Annotated in this window: 14 protein-coding genes, 3 rRNA genes and 1 pseudogene; 11 read left to right on the top strand and 7 right to left on the bottom strand. The window is 66.5% G+C overall.

From position 1 onward, the window contains the following. Window positions 1-5: 5 nt before the first annotated feature. Window positions 6-1247, bottom strand: a complete 1242-nt coding sequence (gene fahA / locus ABEG17_RS01915; RefSeq protein WP_406831559.1) for a fumarylacetoacetase — start codon at window positions 1245-1247, stop codon at window positions 6-8. Between the two features lie 2 nt (window positions 1248-1249). Next, a complete protein-coding gene (locus ABEG17_RS01910; RefSeq protein ID WP_406831558.1) occupies window positions 1250-2110 on the bottom strand; it encodes a hypothetical protein in 861 nt (286 codons plus the stop codon). 100 nt (window positions 2111-2210) lie between these two features. On the opposite strand from ABEG17_RS01910, the gene ABEG17_RS01905 reads away from it, so the two are divergent. The 5 genes from ABEG17_RS01905 (at window position 2211) to ABEG17_RS01885 (ending at window position 11433) form a co-directional block, all read left to right on the top strand. After that, window positions 2211-3464, top strand: a complete 1254-nt coding sequence (locus ABEG17_RS01905; protein WP_406833123.1) for a homogentisate 1,2-dioxygenase — start codon at window positions 2211-2213, stop codon at window positions 3462-3464. A gap of 517 nt (window positions 3465-3981) precedes the next feature. After that, window positions 3982-5508, top strand: a 16S ribosomal RNA gene (locus tag ABEG17_RS01900). Window positions 5509-5889: 381 nt separating this feature from the next. After that, a 23S ribosomal RNA gene (locus tag ABEG17_RS01895) occupies window positions 5890-9009 on the top strand. Window positions 9010-9124: 115 nt separating this feature from the next. Further along, window positions 9125-9241, top strand: a 5S ribosomal RNA gene (gene rrf, locus ABEG17_RS01890). The 16S, 23S and 5S rRNA genes sit together here, the layout of an rRNA operon. A 335-nt stretch (window positions 9242-9576) precedes the next feature. Further along, the gene (locus ABEG17_RS01885) at window positions 9577-11433 is read left to right on the top strand and encodes a bifunctional metallophosphatase/5'-nucleotidase (protein ID WP_406831557.1); all 1857 of its coding nucleotides are present in this window, start codon (window positions 9577-9579) and stop codon (window positions 11431-11433) included. A gap of 14 nt (window positions 11434-11447) precedes the next feature. On the opposite strand, the gene nirD is transcribed toward ABEG17_RS01885, so the two are convergent. From nirD to ABEG17_RS01865, 4 genes are all read right to left on the bottom strand, one after another. After that, entirely contained in the window at window positions 11448-11828 is a 381-nt protein-coding gene (gene nirD / locus ABEG17_RS01880; protein ID WP_406831556.1) for a nitrite reductase small subunit NirD, read from the bottom strand. Between the two features lie 111 nt (window positions 11829-11939). After that, window positions 11940-12536 (bottom strand): isochorismatase family protein, encoded by a 597-nt coding sequence (locus ABEG17_RS01875; protein ID WP_406831555.1) that lies wholly within the window; start codon window positions 12534-12536, stop codon window positions 11940-11942. 34 nt (window positions 12537-12570) lie between these two features. Further along, the gene (locus tag ABEG17_RS01870) at window positions 12571-13818 is read right to left on the bottom strand and encodes a kynureninase (protein WP_406831554.1); all 1248 of its coding nucleotides are present in this window, start codon (window positions 13816-13818) and stop codon (window positions 12571-12573) included. A gap of 18 nt (window positions 13819-13836) precedes the next feature. Next, window positions 13837-15105, bottom strand: coding sequence for a nicotinate phosphoribosyltransferase (locus ABEG17_RS01865; RefSeq protein ID WP_406833122.1), 1269 nt, complete (start codon window positions 15103-15105; stop codon window positions 13837-13839). 76 nt (window positions 15106-15181) lie between these two features. Here ABEG17_RS01865 and clpS point away from each other — a divergent pair, with 76 nt between their 5' ends. The 6 genes and pseudogenes from clpS (at window position 15182) to ABEG17_RS01835 (ending at window position 19076) form a co-directional block, all read left to right on the top strand. Beyond that, window positions 15182-15472 (top strand): ATP-dependent Clp protease adapter ClpS, encoded by a 291-nt coding sequence (clpS, locus tag ABEG17_RS01860; RefSeq protein ID WP_406833121.1) that lies wholly within the window; start codon window positions 15182-15184, stop codon window positions 15470-15472. After that, window positions 15473-16099: a DUF2017 domain-containing protein gene (locus ABEG17_RS01855; RefSeq protein WP_406831552.1), complete on the top strand. Its 627-nt coding sequence runs from the start codon at window positions 15473-15475 to the stop codon at window positions 16097-16099. 84 nt (window positions 16100-16183) lie between these two features. Further along, window positions 16184-17035: a glutamate racemase gene (gene murI, locus ABEG17_RS01850; protein WP_406831551.1), complete on the top strand. Its 852-nt coding sequence runs from the start codon at window positions 16184-16186 to the stop codon at window positions 17033-17035. Then, window positions 17032-17796 (top strand): annotated as a pseudogene (locus tag ABEG17_RS01845) (MBL fold metallo-hydrolase); the annotation flags it as partial. The gene murI and the pseudogene ABEG17_RS01845, both read left to right, overlap by 4 nt. Before the next feature lie 69 nt (window positions 17797-17865). After that, window positions 17866-18324 carry an ASCH domain-containing protein gene (locus ABEG17_RS01840; RefSeq protein WP_406833120.1) on the top strand — a complete coding sequence of 153 codons (459 nt, stop codon included), beginning with the start codon at window positions 17866-17868 and terminating at the stop codon, window positions 18322-18324. A 35-nt stretch (window positions 18325-18359) separates the two neighbouring features. Beyond that, window positions 18360-19076, top strand: a complete 717-nt coding sequence (locus tag ABEG17_RS01835; RefSeq protein ID WP_406831549.1) for an MBL fold metallo-hydrolase — start codon at window positions 18360-18362, stop codon at window positions 19074-19076. Here ABEG17_RS01835 and ABEG17_RS01830 read toward each other — a convergent pair. Further along, window positions 19073-19873, bottom strand: coding sequence for a deoxyribonuclease IV (locus ABEG17_RS01830; protein ID WP_406831548.1), 801 nt, complete (start codon window positions 19871-19873; stop codon window positions 19073-19075). The genes ABEG17_RS01835 and ABEG17_RS01830 overlap by 4 nt on opposite strands. Window positions 19874-19880: the final 7 nt, after the last annotated feature.

Below are 19880 nucleotides of genomic sequence, written 5' to 3'. Positions count from 1 at the left end.
GCCTGTCAGCGGGCGGAGACCACGGTGCCGCGCACCTCGCCGAGCCCGACGCGGCCACCACCCGGTCCGGGTGCCCATCCGCGGATGACGACGGTGTCACCGTCCTCCAGGAAGGACCGGGTGCTGCCGTCGCCCAGCTCGATGGGCTCCGTGCCGTTCCAGGACAGCTCCAGGAAGCTGCCCCGGGTGCCCGGCTCCGTGCCCGAGATCGTGCCGGATCCGAAGAGGTCTCCCGGGCGGACGGACGCACCGTTGACGGTGAGGTGGGCGAGCATCTGGGCCGGCGACCAGTACAGGTCGCGGTATTCCGGCCGCGCCACGACGGTGCCGTTGAGCTCCACCTCGTAGTGGATGTCCAGGCCGTAGGCCGCTCCCTCGCCCAGGAGGTAGGGCAGCGGACGGGGGTCCTGGGCCGGGATCGGTAGGCGCGCGGCCTCCAGGGCGGCGAGCGGCACGACCCACGCCGAGATGCTCGTGGCGAAGGACTTGCCGAGGAACGGCCCGAGCGGCACGTACTCCCATGCCTGGATGTCTCTGGCGCTCCAGTCGTTGAGCAGCACCACGCCGAAGAGGTGGTCGTCGGCGTCATCGACCGACACGCGCTCGCCGAGGGTGGTCGACCCGCCCACGACGAAGCCGAGCTCGGCCTCGATGTCGAGCCGGATGCTCGGGCCGAACGTCGGGGCCGCGTCGGCCGGCGCCTTGCGCTGCCCGGTGGGTCGGACCACGTCGGTCCCCGAGACGACGACCGTCCCGGCCCGACCGTGGTAGCCGATGGGCAGGTGCTTCCAGTTGGGTGTCAGCGGCTCGGAGTCGGGCCGGAAGATCCGCCCGACGTTCGTCGCGTGGTGCTCGCTGGCGTAGAAGTCGACGTAGTCCGCGACCTCGAACGGCAGGTGCATCCGCACGGCCTCCAGGGGCAGGAGGTGGGGCTCCACGCAGTCGCGGCGGCTCTCGTTGGTGAGCACCTCGACGAGCCAGGCGCGGGCGGAGTCCCACGCGGGGCGTCCCTGGGCCAGGAAGGGGTTGAGGGAGGGGGCGAGCCAGACCTCGCCCGACTCCATACCGGCCTGCTCGGCGCAGGCACCGGCATCGAGGACCTGGTCACCGAGACGGACCCCGACTCTGGGCTCGGTGCCCTCGGTGGAGAACACGCCGTAGGGAAGGGTCTGCAGGCCGAAGGGGTGGTCGGCGGGCAGGTCCAGCCACGGTGCGGCGTGGGTCGGGTCGGTCGGGTGCGTGGACATGGTCAGGCTCCTTCGATGAGGCGACGGGTCGTGAGCTCGCCGATCGGGTCGGTGACTTCGCAGCATCCGTATGCCGTGAAGGTCGTGCGCACTGCCTTCGCCTCGTCCGGGCCGATCAGACCCGTCCGCTGCACTAGGGAGTCGGTGTCGCGCTCACCGAGCACGGTGGTGAGAGCCTCGTGGCCCGCGCCGGTGACTGCGAGGTGCACGGCGAGGAGGACGTTGAGGAGGCCGTGCTGCTCCCCCTCGTCACGGGTCCCGCGCACGAGGTGGTGCAGGCCGCCGGTGAGCTTGAACGGCACCGCTCTCTCGACCGAGGCGAGCACGAACGCCGCGAGCTCCGCCTCATCGGGCCAGTGCCACGTCGGGGTCGCCCCGGTGCGGAACTTCGCCTGGGCGGCGCTCTCGCCGCGCAGGTCGTCGAGGGCGGTCAGCTGTGCCTCCCCGCGCGGGACCTCGAGGGTGAGGCGCAACCCGCCCAAGTGCGCGTTGCGCCACTGCCGCGACCACGCCATCTCGACGCCGACGACGGTGACCCCGCTCGCCGCCTCGAGGACGGTCACTGCCGTCTCGACCTCCGCGGTGGGCACGCCCGGCCGAGCCACCAGGGCGACGTCCAGGTCCGGGGTGAGCGAGGAGGCGCTGCGCCCCGCGACGTCCTCGAGCCCTGCTGCCGCGGAGACGGGCAGGAGGAGCGGGCCCACCATCGACGCGTAACCGGCGGCCCGGTGGAAGCGGTGCAACCGGACCGCCTCGTCGAGCGGGGCGTTGCCCGGGGGGAAGACCGCTGCGTCGTCGACGAGTCGCTCGAAGAGGGCGGGGTCGGCGACGCGCGGGGTGGCGGTCGGCGACGACGGTGTCATGGCGGCGAGGCTACTAGGGTGGCGAGCGGTGCAGGACCCGGCCCGAGGGCCCTCCCGCGCCGGTGACGAGACCAGCGACGAGACCACGACGAGGTGGACAGTGGCGCACTACCAGGCCATGGGAAGCATCCCTCCCAAGCGGCACACGCAGCACCGCAGGCCCGCCCGCGGCGGCCGCCCCGGCGAGCTGTACTACGAGGAGCTCATGGGGGAGGAGGGGTTCTCCTCGGACTCGTCCCTGCTCTACCACCGCAACATCCCCTCGGCCGTCGTCGGTGCGCGGGAGTGGCCGATCGCAGACCTCTCCACGACGCCCAACCACCCGCTCGTGCCCCGCCACCTCAAGCTGCACGACCTGTTCGAGCCCAAGGACGTCAAGAACACCGACGTCGTGACCGGGCGTCGCCTGGTGCTCGGCAACGGGGACGTGCGCATCTCGTATGCCGTCGCCGGTGCACCCAGCCCGTGGTACCGCAACGGGGTGGGTGACGAGTGCGTCTACATCGAGCGCGGCCGGGCCCGCGTCGAGACCGTCTTCGGCGCCTTCGACGTCGCCGAGGGCGACTACGTCATCATCCCGAGGGCCACCACGCACCGGTGGATCCCCAAGCGGTCCACCAAGGACCCGTTGCGGGCCTATGCCATCGAGGCGAACTCCCACATCGCACCGCCCAAGCGCTACCTGTCGAAGTACGGGCAGCTGCTCGAGCACGCGCCGTACTGCGAGCGGGACCTGCGGGTACCGGCCGGCCCGCTCCTGGCCGAGGACGTGGGGGACAAGGCTGCCGACGAGTCGGAGGTCTTCATCAAGCACCGCGGCAACGGACCCGGGGGCATCGTGGGGACGGTGCACACGCTGCCCTTCCACCCCCTGGACGTGGTCGGCTGGGACGGCTGCCTGTACCCGTACGTGTTCAACGTCCGCGACTACGAGCCGATCACGGGGCGCGTACACCAGCCGCCGCCGGTGCACCAGGTCTTCGAGGGCTGGAACTTCGTCATCTGCAACTTCGTGCCGCGCAAGGTGGACTACCACCCGTTGTCCATCCCGGTCCCGTACTACCACTCCAACGTCGACAGCGACGAGATCATGTTCTACGTCGACGGCGACTACGAGGCGCGCAAGGGCTCGGGGATCGGCAAGGGCTCGATCTCGGTGCACCCGGGGGGTCACGCGCACGGCCCTCAGCCGGGGGCGAGCGAGGGGTCCATCGGCGTCGAGTACTTCGACGAGCTGGCCGTCATGGTCGACACCTTCCGTCCGCTGGAGCTGGGGGAGGGCGGGCGCGCGGTGGACGACGGTCGCTATGCGTGGTCCTGGAACCGGCCTCGCACCCCTGAACGGCCCATCTGAGCACGACCGCAGCCCTAGGCGCGGCGAATGGCGTTGCGGGCCAACGGAATTCGCCGCAGGCAGGTGCTCCTGACGCAGGATCTGGCCCTCGAGAGGTGGGCTCCTGACCTCGATTTTGGACTCTCGCCGATCATGGTCTACAGTTGAGTCATCGCCGAACGCCAAGCGCGCTTCGATCCAAGGCTTCCTGCACAGGGAGAACGGATTTGACGCCCAAGTTGCGAGGCGGATAACCTAGAGAGGTTGCCCCAAAGACTTCTGCTGGAAACAGCGAGTTGATGGTGTGCGTCCGATCCTTGAGAACTCAACAGCGTGTCAAAAATCGATGCCAATTACCTCGTCTCTGGGGTGCCGGCTGCATGGACCGTTTGGTTTGTGGGTTGGTGTTCTGGAACGAAAATCCTTTGGTTGAACATTGAATGCTAGTAATTTTTGCTAGTTGTTCTTGCTCAGTCAGTTTGACAACCCTTCTAGGGTTTCGCTTTTCCTGCCGCGCTTGCGTGGTGGGTAGCAAACATCAATGGAGAGTTTGATCCTGGCTCAGGACGAACGCTGGCGGCGTGCTTAACACATGCAAGTCGAACGGTGACGAATGGGGCTTGCTCTGTTCTGATCAGTGGCGAACGGGTGAGTAACACGTGAGTAACCTGCCCCAGACTCTGGAATAACCTCGGGAAACCGTGGCTAATACCGGATACGAAACGGACCCGCATGGGTGCTGTTTGGAAAGTTTTTCGGTCTGGGATGGACTCGCGGCCTATCAGCTTGTTGGTGAGGTAATGGCTCACCAAGGCGACGACGGGTAGCCGGCCTGAGAGGGCGACCGGCCACACTGGGACTGAGACACGGCCCAGACTCCTACGGGAGGCAGCAGTGGGGAATATTGCACAATGGGCGAAAGCCTGATGCAGCGACGCCGCGTGAGGGATGACGGCCTTCGGGTTGTAAACCTCTTTCAGCAGGGAAGAAGCGAAAGTGACGGTACCTGCAGAAGAAGCACCGGCTAACTACGTGCCAGCAGCCGCGGTAATACGTAGGGTGCGAGCGTTGTCCGGAATTATTGGGCGTAAAGAGCTTGTAGGCGGTTTGTCGCGTCTGCCGTGAAAATTCGAGGCTCAACCTCGAACTTGCGGTGGGTACGGGCAGACTAGAGTGTGGTAGGGGAGACTGGAATTCCTGGTGTAGCGGTGAAATGCGCAGATATCAGGAGGAACACCGATGGCGAAGGCAGGTCTCTGGGCCACTACTGACGCTGAGAAGCGAAAGCATGGGGAGCGAACAGGATTAGATACCCTGGTAGTCCATGCCGTAAACGTTGGGAACTAGGTGTGGGTCTCATTCCACGAGATCCGTGCCGCAGCTAACGCATTAAGTTCCCCGCCTGGGGAGTACGGCCGCAAGGCTAAAACTCAAAGGAATTGACGGGGGCCCGCACAAGCGGCGGAGCATGCGGATTAATTCGATGCAACGCGAAGAACCTTACCAAGGCTTGACATATGCGAGAACGCGGCAGAGATGTCGTTCTCTTTGGACACTCGTATACAGGTGGTGCATGGTTGTCGTCAGCTCGTGTCGTGAGATGTTGGGTTAAGTCCCGCAACGAGCGCAACCCTCGTTCTATGTTGCCAGCACGTGATGGTGGGGACTCATAGGAGACTGCCGGGGTCAACTCGGAGGAAGGTGGGGATGACGTCAAATCATCATGCCCCTTATGTCTTGGGCTTCACGCATGCTACAATGGCCGGTACAAAGGGCTGCGAAACCGCGAGGTGGAGCGAATCCCAAAAAACCGGTCTCAGTTCGGATTGGGGTCTGCAACTCGACCCCATGAAGTCGGAGTCGCTAGTAATCGCAGATCAGCAACGCTGCGGTGAATACGTTCCCGGGCCTTGTACACACCGCCCGTCAAGTCACGAAAGTCGGTAACACCCGAAGCCGGTGGCCCAACTCGCAAGAGAGGGAGCTGTCGAAGGTGGGACTGGCGATTGGGACTAAGTCGTAACAAGGTAGCCGTACCGGAAGGTGCGGCTGGATCACCTCCTTTCTAAGGAGCACTGGCCAGCTTGTCTGGTCCAGGCCCTGGTCTGTCCCCGACTGTGGGACAGCAGGTGCTCAAGGGTGGAACATCGATTATTTGGCGCTGACACTCACCGGTGTCGCAAGTACAAGCCGTGTTCGTCCCTTCGGGGGTGGCCGGCAGTGGAACGCGGATCTGGTGGGGGTAGGCGTCTGACACGTTGTTGGGTCCTGAAGGCTCGGGCGAAAGCTTCGATCCTTTGGGCCGGTTTACGGCCTTGGACCCATCCCTCCAGTCAAACCACTGGGACGCAAGCTTCTTCGGGAGCGGGTGTTCGAGCAGGTGCTGGGTGTGGGGTGGGGCCGCCCGTATTTTGAGAACTACACAGTGGACGCGAGCATCTTTGTGGCTCAAGTTTTTAAGGGCACACGGTGGATGCCTTGGCACCAGGAACCGAAGAAGGACGTAGGAATCTGCGATAAGCCTCGGGGAGTCGATAACCAGACTGTGATCCGAGGATTTCCGAATGGGGAAACCCGGCTGGAGGCAAGTCCAGTCACTCCCGCCTGAACACATAGGGCGGGTAGAGGGAACGTGGGGAAGTGAAACATCTCAGTACCCACAGGAAGAGAAAGCAACCGCGATTCCGTGAGTAGTGGCGAGCGAAAGCGGAAGAGGCTAAACCGTAGCTGTGTGATACCTGTCAGGGGTTGCAGTTGCGGGGTCGTGGGACTTTTCGGTCAGCACTGACATGCTGGCATGGAGTCAAAAATGCGCGTTATAGTCGAAGGGCATTGAATGGCCCGGCACAGAGGGTGCGACCCCCGTAGACGAAATGATGTGCACTCCAGAGAAGTATCCCAAGTAGCACGGGGCCCGAGAAATCCCGTGTGAATCTGGCGGGACCACCCGCTAAGCCTAAATATTCCCTGGTGACCGATAGCGGACAAGTACCGTGAGGGAAAGGTGAAAAGTACCCCGGGAGGGGAGTGAAATAGATCCTGAAACCGTGTGCCTACAATCCGTCGGAGCCTCCTTGTGGGGTGACGGCGTGCCTTTTGAAGAATGAGCCTGCGAGTTAGTGCTCAGTGGCGAGGTTAACCCGTGTGGGGAAGCCGTAGCGAAAGCGAGTCCGAATAGGGCGTTTTAGTCGCTGGGTCTAGACCCGAAGCGGAGTGATCTACCCATGGCCAGGTTGAAGCGACGGTAAGACGTCGTGGAGGACCGAACCCACTTAGGTTGAAAACTGAGGGGATGAGCTGTGGGTAGGGGTGAAAGGCCAATCAAACTCCGTGATAGCTGGTTCTCCCCGAAATGCATTTAGGTGCAGCGTCACGTGTTTCTTACCGGAGGTAGAGCTACTGGATAGCTAATGGGCCTCACCAGGTTACTGACGTTAGCCAAACTCCGAATGCCGGTAAGTGAGAGCGTGGCAGTGAGACTGCGGGGGATAAGCTCCGTAGTCGAGAGGGAAACAGCCCAGACCACCATCTAAGGTCCCTAAGCGTGTGCTAAGTGGGAAAGGATGTGGAGTTGCATTGACAACCAGGAGGTTGGCTTAGAAGCAGCCACCCTTTAAAGAGTGCGTAATAGCTCACTGGTCAAGTGATTCCGCGCCGACAATGTAGCGGGGCTCAAGCACACCACCGAAGCTGTGGCATTGACACTTTGCCCGGCTGTGACACCTGCGGGTTCACGGTCCAAGCGTGTTGATGGGTAGGGGAGCGTCGTGTGGCCAGGGAAGCGGCGGAGTGATCCAGCCGTGGAGGCCACACGAGTGAGAATGCAGGCATGAGTAGCGAATGACGGGCGAGAAACCCGTCCGCCGAATAACCAAGGGTTCCAGGGTCAAGCTAATCTGCCCTGGGTAAGTCGGGACCTAAGGCGAGGCCGACAGGCGTAGTCGATGGACATCCGGTTGATATTCCGGAACCGGCGAAGAACCGCCCATGATGAACCTTTTGATGCTAAACGCCTGAAACCACGTGCTGACACCTTCGGGTGGAGGTTAGTGGTGGAGCGCGTGACCCGATCTGGTAGTAGTCAAGCGATGGAGAGACGCAGGAAGGTAGCCTCCGCGTGGCGATGGTAGTCCACGTCCAAGGGTGTAGGGCGAGCTGTAGGCAAATCCGCAGCTCACATAGCCTGAGACCTGATAGTGACCGCGTATGCGGGAAGCAGGGTGATCCTATGCTGCCAAGAAAATCTTCTAGCGAGGTTCGAGCCGCCCGTACCCCAAACCGACTCAGGTGGTTAGGTAGAGAATACCAAGGCGATCGAGTGAATCGTGGTTAAGGAATTCGGCAAAATACCCCCGTAACTTCGGGAGAAGGGGGGCCCGGATCCTGAAGACACTTGCTGTCTAGGGAGAACGGCCGCAGAGACCAGGGAGAAGCGACTGTTTACTAAAAACACAGGTCCGTGCGAAGTCGCAAGACGATGTATACGGACTGACGCCTGCCCGGTGCTGGAAGGTTAAGAGGACCGGTTAGTTCTTCGGAGCGAAGCTGAGAATTTAAGCCCCAGTAAACGGCGGTGGTAACTATAACCATCCTAAGGTAGCGAAATTCCTTGTCGGGTAAGTTCCGACCTGCACGAATGGCGTAACGACTTCTCCACTGTCTCAACCACGAACTCGGCGAAATTGCACTACGAGTAAAGATGCTCGTTACGCGCAGCAGGACGGAAAGACCCCGGGACCTTTACTACAGCTTGGTATTGGTGTTCGGTACGGCTTGTGTAGGATAGGTGGGAGACTGTGAAGCATGCACGCCAGTGTGTGTGGAGTCAACGTTGAAATACCACTCTGGTCGTTCTGGATATCTAACCTCGGTCCGTGATCCGGATCAGGGACAGTGCCTGGTGGGTAGTTTAACTGGGGCGGTTGCCTCCTAAAAGGTAACGGAGGCGCCCAAAGGTTCCCTCAGCCTGGTTGGCAATCAGGTTTTGAGTGTAAGTGCACAAGGGAGCTTGACTGTGAGACAGGCATGTCGAGCAGGGACGAAAGTCGGGACTAGTGATCCGGCGGTGGCTTGTGGAAGCGCCGTCGCTCAACGGATAAAAGGTACCCCGGGGATAACAGGCTGATCTTGCCCAAGAGTCCATATCGACGGCATGGTTTGGCACCTCGATGTCGGCTCGTCGCATCCTGGGGCTGGAGTAGGTCCCAAGGGTTGGGCTGTTCGCCCATTAAAGCGGTACGCGAGCTGGGTTTAGAACGTCGTGAGACAGTTCGGTCCCTATCCGCTGTGCGCGTAGGAAACTTGAGAAGAGCTGTCCCTAGTACGAGAGGACCGGGATGGACGAACCTCTGGTGTGTCAGTTGTTCTGCCAAGAGCACGGCTGATTAGCTACGTTCGGAAGTGATAACCGCTGAAAGCATCTAAGCGGGAAGCACGCTTCAAGATGAGGTTTCCATGGACTTAGGTCCGAGAGGCTCCCAGCTAGACTACTGGGTTGATAGGCCAGACGTGGAAGCACAGTAATGTGTGTAGCTGACTGGTACTAATAAGCCGATAACTTGATACAACAAAGATGTTACGCGTCCACTGTGTAGTTCCCGAGATACGGTCGGGAACCCCCTGCACCACCCCCAGCGCGTGGGTGAGTGCAGGAAGAAGCACCGAAGATATCTCCATAGAGTTTCGGCTGTCATAGCGAAGGGGAAACGCCCGGCTCCATTCCGAACCCGGAAGCTAAGCCCTTCAGCGCCGATGGTACTGCACTGGTTACGGTGTGGGAGAGTAGGACGCAGCCGGACATACTTTCAAAAGGGCCTTCCCACACGGGAAGGCCCTTTTGCATGCCCTGGCGCTGTCGAGGTTGCCCAGGAACGTCAGCGACCATTCGCAGGACGGCCCACCGCTGACAGGTGTTGACCATCTGTTGACCTGGTGTCCCTTTTGTGTGCCGTGGAGCTGACCTAGGCTGAACGTCCCCGATGGGCCGAACCCTGGCCCCGGGCCCACCTGACTGCCGGTCCCAGGCCGGCCTGCCACCCCGGAGGCCTCCATGTCGTCATCGCGTCCCACTCCCGGACCCGAGCTCCCGATCAGTGTCGACGAGGCAGCACGCTCCCGCCGTCAGGTGTTGGGCATGGCCGTGCTCGGAGGCGCCGGGGCTGCGGCGGCCCTGTTGGCGACGCCGAGTGCCGCGCAGGCAACCCCCGAGCGGGGGTCTCGGGAGAAGGGCAAGCCCGGGAAGGGACACGGCACGACATACCGGCTGACGGTGCTGGGCACGACCGACACCCACGGCAACGTCCTCAACTGGGACTACTTCAAGGATGCGGTCTACGACGACTCGGCCCACAACGACATCGGGCTGGCGAAGATCGCCACCCTGGTGAAGCTGATGCGTGAGGAGCGGGGGGCGCACAACACCTTGGTCCTCGATGCCGGTGACACGATCCAAGGGACGCCGCTGGCCTACTACTACGCGAAGATCGACCCGATCACCGGTGGTTCGGTGCACCCGATGGCCAAGGCGATGAACGCCATCGGCTACGACGCCGCAGCCCTGGGCAACCACGAGTTCAACTACGGCATCGACACCCTGCGGACCTTCGAGTCGCAGTGCGACTTCCCCCTGTTGTCGGCCAACACCGTCGACTGGGTGACCGGTGCGCCCGCTTTCGCGCCGCACGTCATCAAGTCCTACAAGGTGCCCGGGGTGGCCAAGCCCCTGAAGGTGGGCGTCCTCGGGCTCGTCACCCCGGGGGTGGCGATCTGGGACAAGGCCAACGTCGAGGGCATGCTGAAGTTCCCCGGCATCGTCGAACAGGCCAAGGTCTGGGTCCCCAAGCTCAAGAAGGCCGGGTGCGACCTGGTGATCGTGTCCTGCCACTCCGGTGCCAAGCCCGGGTCGTCCTACGGTGACGCCCTGCCCTTCCCGGAGAACGCCTCGCGCCAGCTGGCGGAGCAGGTCGCAGGGATCGACGCGGTGCTCGTGGGCCACGCGCACGTGGAGATCCAGGAAGAGCTGGTGGACAGCTCGGCCACACCGGGCAAGAAGGTCCTCATCACCGAGCCGTCCAAGTGGGGCATGCGACTCTCGGTGATGGATCTGGATCTCGTGCACGACGGGAAGCACTGGTCGCTGACGTCCGCGCACGCCCACCTGCTCAATGCCAACACCGCCCCGGAGGACGCTGCCGTGGCGGCCCTCGTCCGTGAGGACCACGCGGTGGTGCGGACCTACGTCAACTCGGTCATCGGCACCTGCAAGGCGGCGATGTCAGCGGCCACGGCACGCTTCGAGGACACCTCAGCCATCGATTTCATCAACCACGTGCAGGCCGACGCCGTGAAGACGGCACTGGCGGGGACGCCGGACGAGAGCCTGCCTGTGCTGTCCATCGCGGCGCCGTTCAACCGTGATGCAGCCATCCCGGCCGGCAACGTCACGGTGCGCGACGTCGCGGGTCTCTACATCTACGACAACACGCTGCTGGGCATCCGGTTCACCGGTGCCCAGGTGAAGGCCTACCTCGAGTACTCCGCGATCTACTTCGAGACCAAGTCGACCGCCGGGCCCTTTGCCCCCGACGACGTGACCAACGCCGTCAACCCGGGCACGGGGCTCGAGACCCCCGACTACAACTACGACATCATGGGCGGCCTCGACGCGTCCCTCGCCTACGACATCGACATCGCCAAGCCCGTCGGCCAGCGCATCACGAACCTCACCTATGCCGGCGCACCGATCGACCCGGCGAAGCAGTTCGTCATCGCGATCAACAACTACCGGCAGTCCGGTGGCGGCAACTTCCCCGGGGTGACCACGGCCCCGGTCCTCTACAACGCCCAGGTGGAGATCCGCCAGCTCCTCATCGACTGGACCACGGCCCAGGGAGTCATCGACCCCGCGACGTTCACGACCTACGACTGGAAGCTCGTCAGCAACGGCCAACCGGTGGTCGTCCAGGGTGCTGCGGAAGGTGGCCGGCACTGAGCGGGTGACCGTCCTCAGACCTGGGGCCCGGGGATCCCGACGGTGACGACGCCGTCGACGACGAGCACGGGGAAGGTTCGCAGCCGGTGCTCAGCGTGCCCGACCGGGTCGAGGCACCCACCGGTCCGCAGGTCGTAGACCTGCCGGTACATGGGGGAGGCGATCGTAGGGACGTCTCCGCGGCGACCGACGACGCAACGGGAGACGGCGGTGGCGCCGCTGCACGGGTCGACCTGCTGCACGGCGAAGACTCGGTCGTCCTCGAGGCGGAACAACGCGACCTCGACGGCGGCCACCACGGCGGCGGCACCGCGCTCTGCCGAGAGCGCCTTGAGCCGGCACACCTCGTGCCACGTGACGCCGAGCTCCGTGGAAGTCCCGGCCTCGATGGTCATGGCTGCAGCAACCGCGCGCGGGACCGGATCTGTCGCATGGACTCACGGTAGGTGTGGGGCGTTTCGGTCCTCGCGTCGACGTGTTTCGTCTGCGTAACGGGGGCGGGCGAATCAGGCAGGAGCGACGACGGGGGTGCCACGCAGCTCGATCTGGGCGGCCCGAAGCTCGGCCACCGCGCGGTCCGTCGTCTCGCGCGCGACTCCGGCAGTGAGGTCGAGCAGCACGGTCGTCTCGAAGCCTTCCTCCGCCGAGTCAAGGGCCGTGGCCCGGACGCAGTGGTCGGTGGCGATGCCGACGACGTCCACCTGCTCAATGGCGCGGTCGCGCAACCAGTCGGCGAGGGAAGCCCGGTGGTCGGCCTCGACGGTGAACCCCTCGAACCCGCTGTATGCCGCGCTGTGGTGTCCCTTGCGGAAGATCGCCTCGACGTGCTCGAACGCCTTCTCCGCCGCGGGGTGGAACAGTGCGCCGTCGCTGCCGATCCGGCAGTGCGTCGGCCAAGTGTCGACGAAGTCGGGGTGGGCGCTGAAGTGGGCGCCCGGATCGTCGTGCCAGTCGGCCGTGGCGACGATCGCGGAGTACTCCTCGTGGTGGTCCTCGACGTACGCACTGATCTTGGCTGCGACGTCGGCGCCGCCGGCGACAGCCAGCGAACCGCCTTCGCAGAAGTCGTTCTGGACGTCGACGAGGATCAGCGCGCGGCTCATCGCTCCACCGTAGCCGCCGGGCCTGGCGCCGACCTCAGGTCGCGGCGTCGAGCTCGACGATCGCGTCGCGCAGGGCGAGCATGCCGACGACGACCTCGTCGAAGCTCGTGGACAGTGGCGCGACACCGATCCGGATGCCGTCGGGGTCGCGGTAGTCGGGGATGACCCCCTGCGTCCACAGCGTGGCGGTGATCTCGCGGAACCCGTTGCGCCGCAACGTGACATGGCCACCGCGGATCGAGGAGTCTCGTGGGCTCGCGATCTCGACCCCGAGGGGCACGAGCAGCTCGTCGGCGAGCCGGATGACGAACTCGGTCAGGGCGACGGACTTGGCGCGGATCGCCTCGATGCCCGCCTCCTCGATGACGTCCAGCGAGGCCTGCAGCGGCACCATGGCGAGGATCGGGGGCGTGCCCGAGATGAACGAGTGCAGCCCCTCGGCCGGGTCGTAGCCCGGGCCCATCTGGAACGCGTCGCGGCGACCGATCCAGCCCCAGATCGGCTGGCGAAGGGAGCCGTGGTGACGCTGCGCGACATACGCCCAGGCGGGGGCGCCCGGGCCGCCGTTCAGGTACTTGTAGGTGCAGCCGACCGCAAGGTCGACGCCCCACTCGTCGAACTGGACCGGCACCGAGCCCCCCGTGTGGCTGAGGTCCCACAGGACCAGACCACCGGCAGCGTGAACAGCCGCGGTGATCCCGGGACCGTCGGCGATGAAGCCCGAGCGGTAGGCGACATGGCTGAACACGGCGAGCGCCGTCCTCGGCCCCACGACGTCCCGGACCTGCTCGAGGGTGACGCCGGCGCGCTCGTCGGCCTCGATCCACCTCAGGGTGAGGCCGCGCTCGGCGGCGATGCCCTCGAGGACGTAGCGGTCGGTGGGGAAGTTGTCGGTGTCGAGGACGATCTCGTCGCGTCCCTGCGCGACCTGGGCGTCGACCGCGGCGCGCGACAGCTTGTAGAGCAGGACCGTCGTGGAGTCGCCGACGAAGGTCTGGCCGGGTGCCGCGCCGAGCACGAGGTTGCCGATCCGGTCGCCGATGCGCGTCGGCCAGTCGAGCCACTGCTCGTCCCACGACCGGATCAGGCGGTCGCCCCACGGGCCGGCGACGAACGACGTGAGCAGGTCGGCCGCGGCAGCCACGGGGCGCCCCAGGGAGTTGCCGTCGAAGTAGGCGACGAGGTCGGTCCCCTCCGGGGTGAGGTAGCGGTCCCGCAGGGCGCTCAGCGGATCGGCGGCATCGAGGTCAGCCGCCTCGGTGCGGTAGTCGTGGTCAGCCATGACCGCATCCTGCCGCATCTACTCCTGGGCGTGGGTGTCGACGTACTCGGTCGGGATCGCGGGTTCTCCGCGCTGCAGCCGGTGGGCTGCAGCGGGCAGCTCGGCGCGGGAGGCGAAGTGGCGTGCCCGGGCGGCTTCCACCGTGTGGGCGCTCGCGTCCACCCGCTCGCCCCCGCGGACGAGCGGCACCAACAGCACGCGGTCGTCACCGTGGTCGACCGGCGTCTCGCCGATGCCGATCACCTCGGCCTCGGCGGTGCCACGGGCGGACAGGCGGCGCAGGGCGTACTTGCGTCCTGCCACCGACGCCTTGTCCTTGCTCTTCTTCGCCACCCCGACCATCGTCCCGCCGGCGTCCTCGCGGGCCACGAGCTTGTAGACCATCCCTGCGGTGGGCGCGCCCGAGCCGGTGACCAGGGAGGTGCCCACGCCGTAGAGGTCGACCGGACCGGCCGCGAGCCCGGCGATGGCGAACTCGTCGAGGTCCGACGTCACGACGATGCGGGTGCCGGTGTTGCCGAGCCGGTCGAGCTGGTCGCGCACCTCACGGGCCTGGACGAGCAGGTCACCGGAGTCGAGGCGGACGGCACCCAGCTCGGGGCCGGCGAGCTCCACCGCGGTCGCGACGGCCGTGGGGACGTCGTAGGTGTCGACGAGCAGCGTCGTGCCCTTGCCGAGCGAGGCGATCTGCGCGGCGAACGCCTCCCGTTCGTCGTCGTGGAGCAGGGTGAACGCGTGCGCCGCGGTCCCCGCCGTCGGAACGCCGTACCGGCGTCCTGCCTCGAGGTTGGAGGTGGTGGCGAACCCTGCGATGTAGGCCGCGCGGGCCGCGGCGACCGCGGCCTCCTCGTGGGTGCGGCGCGATCCCATCTCGATGCAGGGCCGCGACCCCGCCGCTGAGGTCATCCGCGACGCCGCGGAGGCGACCGCACTGTCGTGGTTGAGGATGCTCAGGACGAGGGTCTCGAGCAGCACCCCGTGGGCGAAGTCGGCCTCGACCACGAGCACCGGTGAGCCGGGGAAGTAGCACTCGCCCTCGGCATACCCCCACACGTCGCCGGCGAAGCGGAAGTCGGCGAGGAAGTCGATCGTCGCGTCGTCCACGACCTTGCTCTCGCGCAGCTGCGCCAGCTCCTGGTCACCGAAGCGGAACGCCTCGAGGGCGTCGACCAGGCGACCGGTGCCGGCGACGACGCCGTAGCGGCGACCCTCCGGCAGGCGGCGGGCGAACACCTCGAACACGCACCTGCGGGAGGCGGCGCCGCTGCGCAGCGCGGCCTCGACCATGGTCAGCTCGTAGTGGTCGGTGAGCAGTGCGGTGGACTCCACCCGGGCAGCCTAAGGTGGTGCCGTGCCAGTTGCCGTGTCCATCGCGCCCGTGGAGCAGCAGAACGTCTCCGCAGACGAGGCCACCGAGGTCGAGCACCCGTGGATCACCCTCGTCTGGAACGACCCTGTCAACCTCATGTCCTACGTGACGTTCGTCTTCCAGACCTACTTCGGCTACTCGAAGGCCAAGGCGGAGCGGCTCATGATGGATGTCCACGTCAAGGGGCGGGCCGTGGTCTCGACCGGTTCACGCGAGCGCATGGAGACCGACACCGAGGCGCTGCAGGGCTACGGCCTGTGGGCCACCTTCCAGAAGGACAGCTGAGTGGCACGCGGGTTCACCAAGCGGCGCGGGATGTATGTCGCGAAGCTCGACGCCGTCGAACGCGGCCTCGTCGTCGGGCTGATGGAGCAGGTGCGCGAGCTCGTGGAGCCGGCGCCGGTGGCCGAGTCGCCGGAGGGCGGAGGGGACGAGTTCGACCGCATCGTCGCCGGGCTCGGGGGCATCGGGATGGGCGTCTCGCTCGCCGCCGACGACCAGGTGCAGCTCGCCGGGGGAGTGCCCGCGCCGCGTGACCCGGCGCTGGACCGGATCTTCCCGACGGCCAACCGAGAGGACGACCAGATCGCCGCGGAGTTCCGCCAGCTCACCGAGCAGGGGTTGCGGGCCCGCAAGACGGCCAACCTCGACACGGCCATCGCGGCGCTGGCCCGTCTCGAGGACCAGAAGGTCAGCCTCGACCAGGCCCAGGCCATCGCCCTCGTCATCGCGCTCACCGACGTCCGCCTCGTCCTGGGGGAGCGTCTGGGCCTCAAGCAGGACGACGACCTCGAGCTCATCGAGGAGCAGGTGTCGAGCCTGGAGGAGGACGATCCTGCGGTGTACGCGCTCGCCGTCTACGACTTCCTGACGTGGCTCCAGGAGACGCTGGCCCACGCGCTGCTGCCCTGACGCAGGCGCAGCCACGAGCGTTGTGACCGAGCCGACGGCCGTGCCGTGGCCGCGGTTCGACCGCGCACGTCTAGCCTTGACCTCGTGGCTGACGCACCCATCGGGATCTTCGACTCGGGCTACGGCGGGCTGACCGTCGCCCGGGCGGTGCTCGACCAGCTGCCGCACGAGTCCATCGCGTACTTCGGGGACACCGCGCGAGCGCCGTACGGTCCCCGGCCGATCGCCCAGACCCGCGAGTTCGCCCTCGAGTGCCTCGACCGGCTGGTCGACCACGGCGTCAAGGTCCTCGTCATCGCCTGCAACACGGCCAGCGCCGCGGTCCTGCACGACGCGCGCGAGCGGTATGACGTGCCGGTCGTCGAGGTCATCCGTCCCGCTGTCCGCCGGGCTGCCGCCGCCACCCGCAACCACCGGGTCGGGGTCATCTCCACCCGGGGCACGCACCAGTCGGGGGCCTACATCGACGCGTTCGCCGCTGCCCCGCGCCTGTCGGTGTCGAGCGTGCCGTGCCCGAGGTTCGTGGAGTTCGTCGAGTCCGGGGTGACCAGCGGCGCCGAGGTGATCGACACCGCGCGGGACTACCTCGCACCGCTCCTGGAGCGCGAGGTCGACACCCTGGTCCTGGGTTGTACGCACTACCCCCTGCTCACCGGCGCCATCTCCTACGTGATGGGCGAGTCGGTGACCCTGGTGTCGTCGGCCGACGAGACCGCCAAGGACGTCTACCGCGTGCTCGCCGACACCGACGCACTGCGGGCGCCCGACCTGCCGCCGCCGAGCCACGGCTTCACCACCACCGGCGACGCAGCCGAGTTCACCCGGCTGGCCCGGCGCTTCCTCGGGCCCGAGGTGGGCGCCGACAGCGACGAGGTCTTTGGCGACGCCGTGGTCCGGGCGGTCGTATCGTCCGCAGCCTCCGGGGGCCACCGGTGAAGCTCACGGTCATCGGGTGCTCGGGGTCCTTCGCGGGTCCCGACTCGCCGGCGTCCTCCTACCTGGTGCAGGCGGAGCACGAGGGGCGCACCTGGAGCATCGTCCTCGACCTCGGCAACGGCGCCCTCGGCCCGCTGCAGCGTCACGTCGACCCCGCCGACCTCGATGCCGTCTTCGTCAGCCACCTGCACCCCGACCACTGCGTCGACATCTGCGGGCTCTACGTCACCCGCAAGTACCGACCCGGAGGCGCCGTCCCGGGGCAGCTGGACGTGCACGCCCCGACCGGGGCCTCCGACCGGTTCGCGCTGATGTACCACGGCCTCGAGCACATGGGGATGTCCGCGGAGTTCGCCGTCCACGAGCTCGCCGACGAGCTGGTCACCACGGTCGGGCCGTTCACCGTGACGTCGTACCGGGTCAACCACCCCGTCGAGGCCTACGGGTTCCGGGTGGAGGCCGATGGCGCCGTCCTCGCCTACACCGGTGACACCGACGCGACCGACGCCCTCACGCCCCTGCTCGCCGGGGCCGACCTCGCACTCATGGACAGCGCCTTCGTCGACGGACGCGACGACGCCGAGGGGATCCACCTGTCCGGCCGTCGCGCCGCAGAAGCGGCCGTCGCCGCGGGCGGGGTCGAGCGGATCGTGCTCACCCACATCCCTTCATGGAACGACCCCCAGGTGTGCCGCGCCCAGGCGGCGGAGGTCTGGTCCGGCCCGCTCGAGCTCGCCGCCCAGGACTCCACGTGGACCCTGGGGCAGCCGGTCGGCGCCCTCGGCGACCGGCAAGGACCGGTCCAGGTCGACCGCACCGCCGGGCTGGCCATGTACGCCGACTACCTCGCGGCGCACCCCGAGGTGGTGCCCACGCCCGCGTCAGAGGTCGCGGTGGAGTGCTTCGGTGACAGCCCCGAGCTCGCGGACGAACTCGTGGAGTTCATCGTGGGTGGCACCAAGCGCGCGACCGCCAGCCTCGTGGCCGGGTATGCCGCCGACGAGGAACCCCTGCCGAAGGTCGGTGCGCACTGGGTGTGCTGCGACGGGTCGGGGCGGCCGCGCGCGGTGCTGCGGACGTGGGAGATCCGCCTGGGGCCCTTCCGCAGTGTCGACGAACGATTCGCCTGGGACGAAGGTGAGTACGACCGCACCCTCGAGAGCTGGCTCGAGGGACACCGACGAGCCCACGGACGCGAGGCGGCCCGCCTCGGCATCGAGTTCACCGAGGACCTCGAGGTCTGCTTCGAGCGGTTCTCCTGCGTGTGGCCCCCGGAGCTCGCCGACTGAGGGACCTGGTCCGGTGGGCGGCGTAGTCTCCGAGCATGCCCAAGGACCCGGCGGTCGCCCTGGCGCCGAACGTGTGGCGCATCCCCCTGCTCGGTGACTTCGTCAACGGGTTCATGCTGCGCGACGACGACGGCCAGGTGACCCTGGTCGACATGGGCGTCAAGCAGTCCGGCCCCAAGGTGATGGCCGCGCTGGCATCGATCGGATCCGGCCCGAGCGACGTCACCCGGCTCCTGCTCACCCACGCCCACCCCGACCACGCCGGAGGGGCTGCCCACGTGGCTGCCCGGACCGGGCGGGACTTCGGGATCCACGAGGCGGACGCGCCCTTCGCCGCGTCCGGGCAGTCGCCGCCACGTGACCGGTCGCTGCGGCTCGGCCGGCTGATGGACCGGATGGGTGGGGGCGGGTTCACCCCCCTGACCGTGGGGGAGACCTTCACCGACGGTCAGGTGGTGCCGTTCGCAGGCGGGATCGAGGTGGTCCACACGCCGGGGCACTCACCCGGCCACGCGGCATACCTGCACCGGGGGTCCGGGGTGCTCATCACCGGTGACTCGATCTTCAACATCCGCGGGCTGCGGTGGCCGATCAAGTCGTTCTGCACGAACTTCGCCATGACGACGCGGACCGCCCACCGGCTCAGCGAGCTGGAGTACTCGACGGCGGCGTTCACCCACGGACCGCACCTGTCGGACCGTCCGCGCGAGGAGATCCGACGGTTCCTCGCGACGCACCCGACGGTCGACTAGAGGCGCTCGCGCAGCCAGTCGAGGTCGGCCCGCTGGCCCTCCAGGCCGCCGCGCGTCTCGATCACGACCGGTGACCCGGCGGCGCGCACGGCGCCAGCGAGCTCGTCGGCGTCGATGAGGCCCTCACCGAGGTTGGTGTGGCGGTCGGCGCCGGAGTCGAACTCGTCACGGCTGTCGTTGCAGTGCACGAGGTCGATCCGTCCGGTGATGGACCGGATCTGCTCCACCGCGGTGGCGAGCGGGATGCCGCCCGCGTGGGCGTGGCAGGTGTCGAGGCAGAAGCCGACGTTGTCGGACCCTTCGGCCTGTCCGATGGCGTCCCAGGTGCGGGCGATCCGCTCCAGGGTGCGAGCCATCGCGTTGTCGCCACCGGCGGTGTTCTCCAGGAGCAGGGGGATCTTGAGGTCGGTCGCCTCGATGGCCTTGCGCCAGTTGTCGAACCCCTTCTCGACCTCCTCGGACTTGTCCACGTGGCCGCCGTGGACGATCAGGCCCTTGGCGCCGATGGAGGCACCGGCGTCGATGAACTGCTGGAGCAGCTTGCGGCTCGGGATGCGGATCCTGTTGTTCGTGGTGGCGACGTTGATCAGGTATGGCGCGTGGACGTAGAGGTCGACCCCAGCTGCCTCGGCGTCGGCCCTGAGGGTCTCGGCGCCGCCGGCGTACTCGAACTCGGGGCCCTTGTAGCTCTGGGGGTTGCCGAGGAAGAACTGCGACAGCCCGGCGCCCCGCTCCCGGGCGGCCGTGACCGGGTCGGCCGAGTCGACGTGGGCACCGAGGGGGAACGTTGTCGCCATGGGTCCA

The organism is Pedococcus sp. KACC 23699 (assembly GCF_045348425.1).
Classification (GTDB): Bacteria; Actinomycetota; Actinomycetes; order Actinomycetales; family Dermatophilaceae; genus Pedococcus.
Note: the sequence above shows the minus strand (reverse complement) of the source record. Positions and strands in the feature narration are given on the sequence as shown.

What these genes read in the sequence shown, in the direction of transcription:
- ABEG17_RS01865 (WP_406833122.1), bottom strand. Translation starts at nt 15,105, where the DNA reads ATGGTCGAGGCCGCGCTGCGCAGCGGCGCCGCCTCCCGCAGGTGCGTG.
- nirD (WP_406831556.1), bottom strand. Translation starts at nt 11,828, where the DNA reads ATGACCATCGAGGCCGGGACTTCCACGGAGCTCGGCGTCACGTGGCAC.
- ABEG17_RS01885 (WP_406831557.1), top strand. Translation starts at nt 9,577, where the DNA reads ATGGCCGTGCTCGGAGGCGCCGGGGCTGCGGCGGCCCTGTTGGCGACG.
- ABEG17_RS01875 (WP_406831555.1), bottom strand. Translation starts at nt 12,536, where the DNA reads ATGAGCCGCGCGCTGATCCTCGTCGACGTCCAGAACGACTTCTGCGAA.
- ABEG17_RS01830 (WP_406831548.1), bottom strand. Translation starts at nt 19,873, where the DNA reads ATGGCGACAACGTTCCCCCTCGGTGCCCACGTCGACTCGGCCGACCCG.
- ABEG17_RS01835 (WP_406831549.1), top strand. Translation starts at nt 18,360, where the DNA reads ATGCCCAAGGACCCGGCGGTCGCCCTGGCGCCGAACGTGTGGCGCATC.
- ABEG17_RS01870 (WP_406831554.1), bottom strand. Translation starts at nt 13,818, where the DNA reads ATGGCTGACCACGACTACCGCACCGAGGCGGCTGACCTCGATGCCGCC.
- ABEG17_RS01840 (WP_406833120.1), top strand. Translation starts at nt 17,866, where the DNA reads ATGTACGCCGACTACCTCGCGGCGCACCCCGAGGTGGTGCCCACGCCC.
- ABEG17_RS01910 (WP_406831558.1), bottom strand. Translation starts at nt 2,110, where the DNA reads ATGACACCGTCGTCGCCGACCGCCACCCCGCGCGTCGCCGACCCCGCC.
- fahA (WP_406831559.1), bottom strand. Translation starts at nt 1,247, where the DNA reads ATGTCCACGCACCCGACCGACCCGACCCACGCCGCACCGTGGCTGGAC.